This is a genomic window from Methanosphaera sp. WGK6 (assembly GCF_001729965.1).
Lineage (GTDB): Archaea > Methanobacteriota > Methanobacteria > Methanobacteriales > Methanobacteriaceae > Methanosphaera.
Genome location: NZ_JRWK01000007.1, coordinates 1 through 13,264 on the forward strand (window position 1 = coordinate 1; position 13,264 = coordinate 13,264).

Below are 13,264 nucleotides of genomic sequence, written 5' to 3' on the forward strand. Positions count from 1 at the left end.
TGTGTTTATTTGTTCAAGTGTTACGCTTTTTGTAGCACATACTATACTCAACAAACCAACCACATCAACATAAATAGAAAATATTGCACAAAAGATATAATGAAATAATAATTTTTCATTGCATAATATAAATTTTATTAGAAAAAATAATTTTTTTATCATATTAGAATAGCTATAATAGTAGCTTTTGAATGTTTTGAAAATTTAAAAAATAAAAATTTTTTGGGTATTGTGGTGGTTATTTTATTTTAATACATTTTTTAATAAGTTTTTTTTATATAGTGTTGTTTGTAAATATGAATAAAGTTGTTTATATAATACTTAAGGATTTTTTGTAGGATATTTAAAAAAACACATTGGTACATAAATAGGTGATTTATTTTGATAAATTGTATTTTTATTACCTTTTTGTATTATATGTTATAATGTTAATCTTCATTTTTATTTACAATATTATTGTAATAGCCATTGAAAATGTTATCATTAATACTGTTTCAAGTATTGCTTGGACATTATCTTTTGTTCTTTGTTTCATATTTTAAACACCATTCGTGTTTTTGAGTTTTTATGTTAAGTCTTTATAGATATTTTTTTTTATTGGTATATATTCAGATAGGAGTGATGACTATATACCCATACCCCTAGGGGTATAATAAATAATATGAAAGTAATAGTATATAAAGGTTTTAGAAAAATAATACATTTAATACAAAAATTATTTAAAAATAGTAAAATTAATTTACATACTTTTAGACCAATAAGTATTTAAAAAAAAAAATACTTAACTTAACTAACTCTTTACTAATGAAAGACTTATATAATTAAAAAAATAAACTATATCTTATATCATATAATAAGGATAAGATAACATGAAAAAAATGGGATTCGGAATGATGAGATTACCTCTAACAAATAAAGAGGATCCAACAAAAATAGACCAAAAACAAGTAAATAAAATGGTAGATGCATTTATGGAAAATGGATACACATACTTTGATACTGCATATCCTTACCATAATGGTGCAAGTGAAGTAGCACTAAAAAAAGCAGTAGTTGAAAGATACCCAAGAGACTCATTTGTAATAGCAGATAAATTACCCATATTTGCACTAACAAAAAAAGAAGATATGGAACCAATATTTAATGAACAACTAAAAAGATGTGGAGTAGACTACTTCGATTACTACTTAGTACATAATGTAAGTAGAGCATCCGAAAAAGGATTTGTAGATATTGATTCATTTGAATTTGTAGAACAAAAGAAGGCTGAAGGAAAAGTAAAAAATATTGGATTTTCATTACATGATGATGCAGAATATATGGAAAAAGTACTAGAAAATCATCCAGATATAGACTTCGTACAATTACAATTAAACTACCTTGACTGGGAAAGTCCACAGATAGAATCAAGAAAAATATACGAAGTAGCTAAAAAATATGACATACCTGTTGTAGTTATGGAAGCATTAAAAGGTGGATTTCTTGCAAATATACCAGAAGAAGCAGATGAACTAATCAAAGAATACGACTATAACACAGATAAAATAGAGCTAGCACTAAAATTTTTAGCAAACCTAGATAATGTTTTCATGATACTAAGTGGAGCAAGTACTATTGAACAAATGAATGAAAACATAAATTACATGGAAAATATGACTCCAATGAAAGATGAGGAATACACACTTCTTGAACAAGTATCCAAAATAATACAAAATGATATCACAGTATCATGTACTCAATGTAAGTATTGTGTAGAAGAATGTCCAGTAAAAATTAACATACCTGAAATATTTGATTTATATAATAAAGAGAAAAAATTAGAATATCAAGGATACACTGCAATAGGAAACTACATTATAAACTATGCAAAGGAAGGTCATCCAATGGCAAGTGCATGTATTGAATGTGGAGCATGTATACCTAAATGTCCTCAACACATTGACATACCCACAGTAATGAAATATGCTAAAACAACTATTGAAAAACCATTATATGGCTTCTAAGATAATGTATATATAATATAAAAATAAAATATTTATATATATAATATTTAGGAAAAAATAAAAGGTGATAACATGGATAAAGAAGCATTTGATAAAGAAAATATATTTGGACAAGGTGAACCTAACGATGCATTTGCACAATTCTTCATAGGACAATCATACCTAAATCCACTAGTAAACCCAGAAGAAACAAGTGTATTTCTAGCAAATGTAACCTTTGAACCAGGATGTAGAAATAACTGGCATATTCACAAAGCAACAAATGGTGGGGGACAACTTCTCATATGTACAGCAGGAGAAGGATGGTACCAAGAAGAAGGTAAAAAAGCACAAAGTCTAAAACCAGGAGATGTTGTAACAATACCTGCAAATGTAAAACACTGGCATGGAGCAAAAAAAGATTCATGGTTTAGTCATATTGCAGTAGAAGTACCTGGAGAAAATACTGAAAATGAATGGCTAGAAGAAGTTAGTGATGAAGAATACCTTAACTTATAAAAAAGGAAATAATTTAATATGATAAGTAGTGTCCTGTTACACTACTTTCATTATTAATAATATCATCAAGCACACCACAAGCTACAATTTCACCACCATCAACACCACCACCAGGACCCATATCAATAATATAATCAGCATTTTTTATAAGGTCCAAATCATGTTCTATGATAATTACAGTTGCACCATTATCAATAAGTTTTTGGAATATATTTATTAATAATTTAACATCAAGTGGATGTAATCCTATACTTGGTTCATCAAATATGAAAAGGGTATTATATTGTTTTCGACCAATGTCTGAAGCTAGTTTAAGTCTTTGTGCCTCACCACCCGATAATGCTGGTGTATCCTCACCGAGTGTAAGATAGCCTAGACCTAGATTTGATAATATTTGTAACTTATTTCTTATCTTAGATTCCCCACTAAAAACATCGATTGCCTCATCAATTGTTAGTGCTAGAACATCTTTTATTGAATAATTTTTATATTTAACTACATCTACTTTATCAGAGTATCTTAGCCCATTACATGCAGGACATATTATTTCTACATCTGGTAAGAATTGTACATCCATACTAATTTGGCCTGTACCATTACATTTATCACATCTTAGTTTACCTGTATTATATGAGTAATCTTTTAGATTATATTCATGTTGTTTTGATTCATCTAGACTTGCATATAGTTTTCTTAGATTTGTTAGAATTCCACTATATGTTACTAGTGTACTTCGCACATTTTTCCCGATTGGTGTTGCATCAATTAAGTTAATTTTTTCAATACCACACGTATCTATACTTTTAACATGACTTGGTAGTGGTGTGTTATCTATTGTATTTTTTATTGCTGGATATAATCCTTCAAGAATACTTGTTGTTTTCCCACTACCTGAAACTCCTGTGATTACTGTCATTCTTCCTTTTGGAATTTCCATTGTTATTGGTTTTACTGTGTGTATATTATCTGTGGATATTTTTATAGAACCCTTTTCAAATAGATCTTCTTTTAATGTTTTATTTCTAACTATTACATCTTCTGTTTTATTTAGATATTTTCCTATTTGTGAGTTATTGTTTTCTATAATTTCAGGTATTGTTCCCTGTGCTATTATGTTTCCACCACCTGCTCCTGATTTTGGTCCTATTTCTATCATGTAATCTGCGGTTTCTAGTATCTGTGTATCATGATCTACTAGTATTACTGAGTTTCCATCTTCTATTAATTGTTTTAGTAGTTTTATTAGCCCATCTACATTTGCTGGGTGAAGTCCTATTGATGGTTCGTCTAGAACATATAGTACTCCTGTTGTATGATTTCTCACTGTTCTTGCTAGTTGTACTCTTTGTAGTTCTCCTGTGGATAGTGTGGAGCTTGGCCTGTCTAGTGATATATATCCTAGTCCCAAGTTTAGTAGTGCATTTGCATTATCCATGAATTCTTCTTCAATTTGATTTGCTATTTCTCGTACATCAGAAGGTAGTTTGTTTATTGTTTTTGGTAACCATTCTACTACTTCTTCTAGTGTCATTTTAGTTGTATTTTCTAGATTTATACCTCCAAGTAGTGTGGAGTTTGCCCTCTTGTTAAGTCGAGACCCATTACATTCATCACATGTTTTTGTTGTTAGGAATTTGTTAATTTTCTTTAGTCCCTTCTCTGATTTTGCATTACTTAGTGCTATTTTTACTGCATCTATTGCATTTCTGTATTTGAAGTTTAGCTCGAATACTTTTCCATTTGCTGGAATTACCACATCTTTTGCTACTTCTTCTCCATAGAATATTATATCTTTTTCTTCATCTGTTAGGTCCTTGTAGGGTATGTCTATTCGTACTCCTAATTCTTTTGCCACATAGAACATGGATGATAGTCCCATCATATTCCATGCATTTACTGCTCCTTCTTCTAGTGTTTTGGTTTCATCAGGTACTAGTGTTGTTAAGTCCACGTCTCTCATTAGTCCTGTTCCTGAACATTTTGGACATGCTCCATCACTGTTAAATGCATATTCTTCTGCACTTAATCCCATGAATTCTTCATTACATTCAGGGCATTTGAGTGGTATTTCTAGTGCTATATTTATTGATGCATCTAGTTTATGTCCATTTGAGCAGATATAATTTCCACATCTAGAGTACAGTAGTCTTAGTGAGTTTAGTAGTTCTGTGGATGTTCCAAATGTACTTCTTATTCCAGGTATGTTTGGTCTTTGATGTAGTGCTAGTGCTGCTGGTACATGTTCTATTGAGTCTATTTTTGCTTTTTCACTTTGTGTGATTCTTCGTCTAGTATATGTTGATAGTGCTTCAAGGTATCTTCTTGATCCTTCTGCATATAATACTCCTAGTGCTAGTGATGATTTTCCACTTCCTGATACTCCAGCTATTGCAACTATTTTTCCTAATGGAATGTTTACATCTATGTTTTTTAGGTTATGTACTCTTGCACCTTTTATTATTATTGTGTCATTGAACATTTTTTCTAAACTCTTATTTATTTATCTTGATTATAGTTTCTGTAATAGATTATATAAAAGAATTATAATTTGAGTTCAAAATGTTTTATAAAAAAAATGGAAATATTTAGAGTAATTCTATTTACTCATAATAGGGTGATTATGTCCAAGTGTATGGTCTAAATTCACTTGGTGGAATGTACATTACTTCTGCAAGGTCTTCTTTTAGTAGCATTTCATTAAGATTTTTATTACCTATTATTACTACTCCTAGTGTTCGGTTATATTTATCTTTACCTTTAGAATCATCTACATCAATACTTACTTGTTTATTTAAGCATAGTTTTTTAACAAAGTTTTTTGCTGATTTATATCCTTGTTGTCCACGTTCTGGTGTGTTTACTCCAACAAGTCTTATTTTATCTCCACTAGCAAGGTAAATTGTATCTCCATCTACTACTTTTATACATGTACTTGTTATTTCTTTTGAACATGTTGTGTCATTATATTTATTTAAAATATCTTGTGTTGACATGCTATCATAGTAGTTGTCTGTGATATCATTTGTAAATCCAGTACCTTGATAGTATGAAGCATTTACTGTAGATAGTAGTCCTACACATAATGATAGAACTAGGATTACTGTCCTTACATTATGAAATTTTAATTTCAATTGAATCAATCCTTTTAATTTTTTATTAGTTAATTAATTATGATTATGTGTTTAAAAATTTATATATTTTTTAAATAAATGTTGTGTATTTTTAAGGTAGATGTATTGAAATAGAATTGATTAATTTAAAGATGTATAAAAAAAAATATCATTAAGAAATTGGTTGTGAAATTTGTTTAGGAGGTTAAGTTATAACAGTAATGTATCCTCGATATTGCAGAAGCTATTCCACCAATGACTGTTATTATAATTAATATAACTGTTATTATCCCCATTAATGATGTATTGTATAATATCATTATGATTAATGGAATTCCTATTGCTAGAAGTCCTGTGTATTTTCCTGTGAAATCATAGGTTATTGTATTACTATTTTTAGAATATTTCTTCATATACTTTGATGTTAACATGAATTCTATAAAAAATAGAATATTGAATATTAAAAACCATAATGGAATAACATTTATAATTACTAATGGAATATAAGCAGATGTCATGAATATAATATCAGCTATTACATCAAGATTTGTACCTTTTTGTGTTACATTCCCTGTTTTTCGGGCAATATGTCCATCTACCATGTCTGTTATTGTGATTATTATAAAGAATATTATGGGAATAAATAGTGTTTTATTGTGTGTTAGTGTATCATAGAGTACTGATGTAAATATTATGGATAGTATTATCCTTGATATGGATAATGTGTTTGGAATGTGTTGTATTGTATTTTCATTCATTGTTATTATCCTTACTTATTCTTTTTTTAGTAAGTGCCACATGTGCCATACTGATTTTCTATTCATCTTGGATATTGCTTGTTGTGTTGGTATTTCCATTGGACATATGTCTTCACATATCATTGATTTTACACAGCCATTGTAGAAGTTTTTCTTGTATTCTTTTTCTATTTTCTTTCTATGTTTTTCATTTTGTTCTTGGAATGCTAGTTTTGCTGATGATACAGCGACAGGTGTTCCCTTGAATGATTTATCACTAAAGTAGTTTGGACATCCTTCCATGCATATTCCACACATTAAGCATAGACTCATTTCATACTGGAATTGAACATCTCCTACTTTTGCATCACTTTCTATCCATTGACTCATGTCTTTCATTGTTTCATATAGTTTACTTCTATCTACTTTTAAGTCTTCTATTACCTTGAATTTGGATAGTGGTTCTATGGTGATTTTATGGAAGTGTTTTGTCATTACTTCTTCATCTACAAATGTTTTACATGCAAGTTTTGGCCATCCATTTATTAGCATTGCACATGCTCCACATAATCCTTGTAGACAACTGCATGACCATTTTATTGGTTGTATTTCTTTGCCATTTATGTCTTTTATTTCTTCTTGATTGTTTATTTTTTCAAGAAGTGTTGTTACTGGTATTTTTAGGTTGCCTGTGTATTCTATTTGTTGTGTGTATTTTTTTCCAGTTTTATCTTGTCTTTTTATTGTGATCACTAGTTTTTCCATTGACTTACACCTCCATGTCATCTATTTCTTTAAAGGATACTTTGATTTGTGTTTTTTCTAGTTTTATGATTGTTGTTTTCTTGTAGTTTTCATCATCTGTTTCTGGGTATTCTATTCTTTGGTGTGATCCTCTGCTTTCTTTTCTGTTTAGTGCTCCAAGTATCATTGTTTTTGCTAGTTGTATGAGTAAGGGTAGTCTTTGGTACTCATAATAATTTCCACTATCTGATTTTTTGGAAATTTCATATATATTATCCAGTTGTATTAATGCTTCTTCAAGTTCTTCTTTATTTCTATAGATTCCCATTGATTTATTCATAATGTTTGCTAATATTTCTTCTATTTTGTAGGACTTGTATTCATTATTATTGAGTCTTTGCCACATGTTATATTTTTCTTGTTCTTTATCTAGTACAACTTTTCCTATTTTTTCTTGTTGTTCTTGACTTATTTTATCACTAATTTTTGTTTCATTGATTGCCTCTTGTGCTGCTATCCATCCACCATGTATTGCTCCTAGAAGTGAATTTCCACCTAAACGATTTGCTCCATGATACTGTGATGAACATTCTCCTGCAGCATATACTCTTTTTATGTTTGTTTTATGATTTTCATCAGTACTTATTCCACCCATGAAGTAGTGTACTCCTGGATATACAGGTATTGGTTCATTTTTAGGATTTATTCCACGGTACTGCATACATACATCATACACTTCATCAAGTTTTACTTCTACTGTCTCACTAGGCAAGTGTGTTATATCTAGATATACATGATTTTCACCTAATTCATGACATACCTTGTAGATACTTCTTGATACTACATCTCTTGGCATTAGTGCTCCAAATTCTGGATACCATTCTTCCATGAAATACCATTGCCTGCCATCTCTTTCTATGTATAAACGTCCACCTTCACCACGGGCAGCTTCTGTAATAAGCATTTTTTTTACGGGTGTGTCTATTGTTGTTGGATGGTATTGTATCATTTCCATGTTCGATAATTCTATTCCTTGTGTGAATAGTTTGGCTGTTGTGCATCCATCATTATGTGTAGAACCTGATGTTTTTCCAAATATCTTGTTTAATCCACCACTTGCTATAATTACACTATCACCATAAAATTCTTTTATTTCATCTGTATCTTCATTTATAACAATGACTCCAATACATTCATTTTCTTCTGTGAGAATTAGTGAAAGAAATCTCCATCCAATATATCTAGTTATTTTTCCTTCTGCTTCTTTTCTACGACATAGTGTGGTTAGTGCTGTTACTATTTGTTTTCCTGTTTTTGCACCAGCATATGCTGTTCGCATCTTTTTTTGTCCACCAAAGTATCTTACATCAATATTTCCATTTTCATCTCTTGTGAAACTTGTACCAATATTACCTAGCCATCGGACTATATCTGGTGCATCTGTTGTTAATTTCTTTACAGCTTTAGGATTATTAATGTGATTTCCACCTTTTATTGTGTCAATATAATGCTGTTGTGTTGAATCATCTTGTCCTTTTGTATTTAATGCTGCATTTATTCCACCCATAGCCATTACCGATTGTGTTCTTTCTGATTGTGCTGGAGATATGAGAATTGCATTTGCATCATATTCTGTTGTTTTAACTGCAGCAGTTAATCCTGCAAGTCCAGATCCAATTATAATTATTGTCTTCATTTATACAAATCCTCTTTATAGTATATAAAATATTGTTTCAGCTAGTATTCCTATTATAAATAGAATACATAACAAGATATTTATAGTTCTTTGAGCTTTTTTAAAATCATTTTTTCCAGTTAAAAATCCAAATGACATGAGTAAACGTGGAAATGCTACTCTTAGATGTAATGCTATTGCAATAAATAATAAGTTATCTACCACATAATGATTGAATAATATGCTAAATACATATATCCCATTTACTGGTGCTGCTGAATAGTTTCTTACATGAAGTAATACTAGTACTACTATTGCGATTCCAGTTAGTATTTCTTGTCTTGGACTACGTTTAGCTTCAGGAATTGTTCTTATTTTTCTTTGCTTGATTTTATCCTTAAGGAATAAATATAAACTTATAATTACATGAATACTAAGAACTATAAATAGTCTTCTTCCCATTATCACAAAATTAGGTGAATGGTTTATTAATCCTAATAAGTATAGTATAGATGAACCACCATGGTCAATTAGTATTAATAAAACAATGAGTATAAGAATACTATTTAGTTTTCTCAGTGAGAAATTTCTCAAGTCTATTAGTTTCTTTAAATCCACAAATTTCACCCAGTAACTTAAAAAAAAAATTTCTTTATAATTATACCTATTTTTCTTAAAACTAAATATTAAATCTATGTTGAAATACCCATAAAATACACTATTTTTAAAATAAATTTAAAATACTCGAAATTATGGCAAAATTATTTAAAAGAATTATATTTCATAATAATATAAAATATTATTTAAAATATAAAATAAATAAAATAATAATCTTATTTCATTATATAACATGATTTAACAATGTTAAAAAACAAGACATCCATATTGAAAAAACACTACAACTGAACAAAAAAAATATAGATAGCTATTAGTATTTTAAACTAGAAAAATATTGATCAAGATCATGAATTTAATTTAGTTAAATGAAATAATAAAAAATATATTTCATTATTCTATCCAAAAATAAACACAAACACAATATAAATAAGATCCAATAAAAACAAGAGGTTAACCAATGAAAAAAAATAGATGTTGTAGCTGCTATAATAAACAAAGATGGAAAAATACTAGCCACACAAAGAGGTTACGGTGAATTCAAAGGCCTATGGGAATTTCCAGGAGGCAAAATAGAAAAAGAAGAAACAAAAGAAGAAGCATTAATTAGAGAAATAAAAGAAGAACTAAATGCAGATATAGAAATCAATAAATTCGCACTTGATATAGAATGGCAATACCCAGAATTTTACCTCTACATGTCCTGCTATGAATGTACATTAAAAGGAAATATAGAACTACTAGAACACATGAATGCTACATGGTTAACTAAAGAAGAATTAGACTCTGTTGAATGGATAGAAGCAGATATACAAATAATAGACTACCTAAAAGAAATATCTAATGGAGTAATACAATGAACCCTGAAATAAGTATTATAAAGGGTGCTAAAAAAGCATTTATTGATGAACATTATCCTATTTATGATAATAAACCAGAATTAATACTTAATAATAAAGACCATAAAGTTCTAAACTCCATAAAAGATGAATTAAATAATTGTGATGAATTCTATATAAGTGTGGCATTTATCACATTAAGTGGAATAACACCACTACTTGAAGACCTTAAAGAATTAGAATACAGAGGAATACAAGGAAAAATATTAACTACAGACTATCTTAATTTTTCAGAACCTGCAGCACTAAAAAAACTTAATAACTTCCAAAATATTGAAGTTAAAATATATTCACAACAAAAAGAAGGATTTCATACAAAAGGATACATATTCAGAAATAAAGACATATACAGAGGTATTGTGGGAAGTTCTAATCTTACAATGAATGCATTAACTATTAATAAGGAATGGAATATTGGATTTACATCACTAAATCAAGGAGAAATAATACAAGATATATGTCATGAACTTGATGAATTATGGAAAAAAGCAGATAACTTAGATGATGTTATTGAGGAATACACAAAAAATTATGAGAAAAATAAGTTTAAAGACTTCCAAAAATCATTAGAACATGTTGAACAGACAACAGAAGAACTTATTCCAAATTCCATGCAACAGGAATTCATAGAAAATCTCAGAGAATTAATGAAAAAAGGAGAAAAAAGAGCACTTCTCGTATCAGCAACAGGTACTGGTAAAACATATGCATCAGCATTTGCAGTTAAAGATGCACATCCTAAGAAATTTCTATTTCTAGTTCACCGTGAACAAATTGCTAAACAAGCAATAAAATCATATAAACAAATATTTAAAGATGAAAAAGAAAAATTTGGTCTTCTAAGTGGAACATCGAAAGAAACTGATAAAGATTATCTTTTCTCAACAGTCCAAAGTATGTCAAAAGAAGAAACATACACCCACTTTAAACCAGATACATTTGATTATATTATTATTGATGAAGTTCACAGAGCCGGAGCAACAAGTTATACTAAATTACTTGACTATTTTAAACCTAAATTCTGTCTAGGAATGAGTGCTTCACCTGATAGAACTGATTCATTTAATATTTATGAATTATTTGATTATAATGTTCCACTTGACATTAGACTTCAAGATGCATTAGATAAAGATCTTCTTTGTCCCTTCCACTACTTTGGAATTCATGATATAAAAGTAGATGGTAAAGTTTTAGAGGATAATAGTGATTTTAGATTTCTAGTATCAGAGGACCGTGTAAATTATATTCTTAAGAATTCCGAGTATTATGGTTATTCTGGAGATAGATTAAAATCATTAATATTTTGTAGTACTAAAAAGGAAGCTCATACTCTTGCTGAATCATTTAATAAAAAAGGTCATCCAAGTATTGCTCTTACAGGTGATAACTCACAAAAAGAAAGAGAAGAAGCTATAATCAGATTAACAGATGATACAATTAAAGATAATTTAGAGTATATTTTTACTGTTGATATATTTAATGAAGGTGTAGATATTCCTGAAGTTAACCAAGTTATTCTTCTTAGACCTACTGAATCATCTATCATATTTATCCAACAGTTAGGTAGAGGTCTTCGTAAATTTAATAATAAAGAATACGTTGTTATAATTGACTTTATTGGAAATTATAAACAGAATTACTTGATTCCTATTGCATTATCTGGAGATATGAGTCATGATAAGGATAATCTTCGTAAATATTTAATGGAAGGAACTAAAATAATTCCAGGTCAATCATCAATTAGTTTTGACAGAATTTCTAAGAAGAAAATTTATGAATCTATTAATAATACAAATTTTTCTAGAATAGCTTTGTTTAAGGAACATTATCAGAAACTTAAATATCGGTTAGGACATGTTCCGTACTTGGTTGATTTTTATAGAAATAAGGAATTAGATCCTTCATTGATTTTAAGTCATTCTAAGTTTAAGTGTTATTATTCTTTTCTTAAACATGTGGATAAAGAGTATAATGGTTTTTTATCTGATGATGAAATTAGAAGTCTTGAATTTGTTACTAGTAATTTTAGTAATGGTAAACGACCACATGAATTATTAATACTTAAATTACTAATTAAACATGGCTATTTCAGTATAGCTTTACTTGAAAATGAATTGAAAAAAGCCCCCTATCGTATTAAAGAGGATTATAAATCAATTATTCATTGTTTTAGGATGTTTAACTTAAATTTCTTTGTTAAAAAAGATGTGGATTATTATAGTAATGTTAAATTCTTTGAATTTGATAATTCATTATTAGAGCATGAAAAACATTTACGAAATGAGAAATTTATGATTTCAGATGAATTTAAATCTTTTTTAGATTCAGATACATATAAGTATCTTTTAGATGATGTTCTTGATTTTGGTTTAGATAAGTATTTGGATAATTATATGCAGACTGATAGTGTAAATCTTAATTTATATAGTAAATATTCTAGAAAAGATGTTTGTAGACTTCTTAATTGGAGTCATGATGATAGTTCTACAATGTATGGTTATCAAGCAAAACATGATACTTGTCCTATATTTGTAACATTGAAGAAAACTGAAGATATATCTGAAAGTACAAAATATAAAGAGACTTTTGAATCAAGATATATTTTTAGTTGGATGACACGTAGTAAACGTACATTAAAAAGTAAAGAAATTCTTGATATCACGCAAAATGAAAATTTAAGAATGCATTTATTTGTTAAGAAAAGTGATGATGCTGATGGTAATGAGTTCTATTATCTAGGACAAGTAAATCATGATGATGGATATGAAACTACAATTAAAAATGATAAAGGTACTTTATCACCAATTGTTAATTTCAAGTTAAGTTTACATCATCCTGTGAAGGAAGAATTGTATAATTATTTAAATGAAGATATTGGTTAATTATATTTTTCAAAATATTTTTATATTAAAAAATTCTGATTATTATGTATGAAAATAAGGGGTTAATTTTCGTGGAATTTTTTCATATTTTTGAGTCCCTA

Annotated in this window: 10 protein-coding genes; 4 read left to right on the forward strand and 6 right to left on the reverse strand. The window is 28.6% G+C overall.

The window, feature by feature from the left end:
- Window positions 1–869 precede the first annotated feature (869 nt).
- Window positions 870–2,003, forward strand: a complete 1,134-nt coding sequence (locus tag NL43_RS04670) for an aldo/keto reductase (protein WP_069592885.1) — start codon at window positions 870–872, stop codon at window positions 2,001–2,003.
- 72 nt (window positions 2,004–2,075) lie between these two features.
- On the forward strand, window positions 2,076–2,501 hold the full coding sequence (locus NL43_RS04675; protein ID WP_069592886.1) for a cupin domain-containing protein: 426 nt from the start codon (window positions 2,076–2,078) through the stop codon (window positions 2,499–2,501).
- Window positions 2,502–2,514: 13 nt separating this feature from the next.
- On the opposite strand, the gene NL43_RS04680 is transcribed toward NL43_RS04675, so the two are convergent.
- The 6 genes from NL43_RS04680 to NL43_RS04705 all read right to left on the reverse strand — a co-directional run bounded on the left by NL43_RS04680 (window position 2,515) and on the right by NL43_RS04705 (window position 9,385).
- Window positions 2,515–4,980 (reverse strand): ATP-binding cassette domain-containing protein, encoded by a 2,466-nt coding sequence (locus NL43_RS04680; protein WP_069592887.1) that lies wholly within the window; start codon window positions 4,978–4,980, stop codon window positions 2,515–2,517.
- Window positions 4,981–5,119: 139 nt separating this feature from the next.
- Window positions 5,120–5,632: a thermonuclease family protein gene (locus NL43_RS04685; protein ID WP_069592888.1), complete on the reverse strand. Its 513-nt coding sequence runs from the start codon at window positions 5,630–5,632 to the stop codon at window positions 5,120–5,122.
- 176 nt (window positions 5,633–5,808) lie between these two features.
- On the reverse strand, window positions 5,809–6,369 hold the full coding sequence (locus NL43_RS04690; protein ID WP_069592889.1) for a CDP-alcohol phosphatidyltransferase family protein: 561 nt from the start codon (window positions 6,367–6,369) through the stop codon (window positions 5,809–5,811).
- 15 nt (window positions 6,370–6,384) lie between these two features.
- Complete coding sequence (locus tag NL43_RS04695; RefSeq protein ID WP_069592890.1) at window positions 6,385–7,113, reverse strand: 2Fe-2S iron-sulfur cluster-binding protein; 729 nt, start codon at window positions 7,111–7,113, stop codon at window positions 6,385–6,387.
- Between the two features lie 4 nt (window positions 7,114–7,117).
- On the reverse strand, window positions 7,118–8,788 hold the full coding sequence (locus tag NL43_RS04700) for an FAD-binding protein (protein ID WP_069592891.1): 1,671 nt from the start codon (window positions 8,786–8,788) through the stop codon (window positions 7,118–7,120).
- 15 nt (window positions 8,789–8,803) lie between these two features.
- Window positions 8,804–9,385, reverse strand: coding sequence for a hypothetical protein (locus NL43_RS04705; RefSeq protein ID WP_069592892.1), 582 nt, complete (start codon window positions 9,383–9,385; stop codon window positions 8,804–8,806).
- Between the two features lie 467 nt (window positions 9,386–9,852).
- Between NL43_RS04705 and NL43_RS04710 the strand changes: the two genes are divergently transcribed.
- Both NL43_RS04710 and NL43_RS04715 read left to right on the forward strand, forming a co-directional pair.
- Entirely contained in the window at window positions 9,853–10,242 is a 390-nt protein-coding gene (locus NL43_RS04710; RefSeq protein WP_069592893.1) for a (deoxy)nucleoside triphosphate pyrophosphohydrolase, read from the forward strand.
- Window positions 10,239–13,163 (forward strand): DUF3427 domain-containing protein, encoded by a 2,925-nt coding sequence (locus NL43_RS04715; protein ID WP_069592894.1) that lies wholly within the window; start codon window positions 10,239–10,241, stop codon window positions 13,161–13,163. Before NL43_RS04710 ends, NL43_RS04715 begins: the two co-directional genes overlap by 4 nt.
- The last annotated feature ends 101 nt before the right edge of the window (window positions 13,164–13,264 follow it).

Excerpts from the sequence above, each read along its gene's own strand:
- NL43_RS04690 (WP_069592889.1), bottom strand. The coding sequence starts at position 6,369 with ATGAATGAAAATACAATACAACACATTCCAAACACATTATCCATATCA.
- NL43_RS04670 (WP_069592885.1), top strand. The coding sequence starts at position 870 with ATGAAAAAAATGGGATTCGGAATGATGAGATTACCTCTAACAAATAAA.
- NL43_RS04675 (WP_069592886.1), top strand. The coding sequence starts at position 2,076 with ATGGATAAAGAAGCATTTGATAAAGAAAATATATTTGGACAAGGTGAA.
- NL43_RS04700 (WP_069592891.1), bottom strand. The coding sequence starts at position 8,788 with ATGAAGACAATAATTATAATTGGATCTGGACTTGCAGGATTAACTGCT.
- NL43_RS04715 (WP_069592894.1), top strand. The coding sequence starts at position 10,239 with ATGAACCCTGAAATAAGTATTATAAAGGGTGCTAAAAAAGCATTTATT.
- NL43_RS04695 (WP_069592890.1), bottom strand. The coding sequence starts at position 7,113 with ATGGAAAAACTAGTGATCACAATAAAAAGACAAGATAAAACTGGAAAA.
- NL43_RS04680 (WP_069592887.1), bottom strand. The coding sequence starts at position 4,980 with ATGTTCAATGACACAATAATAATAAAAGGTGCAAGAGTACATAACCTA.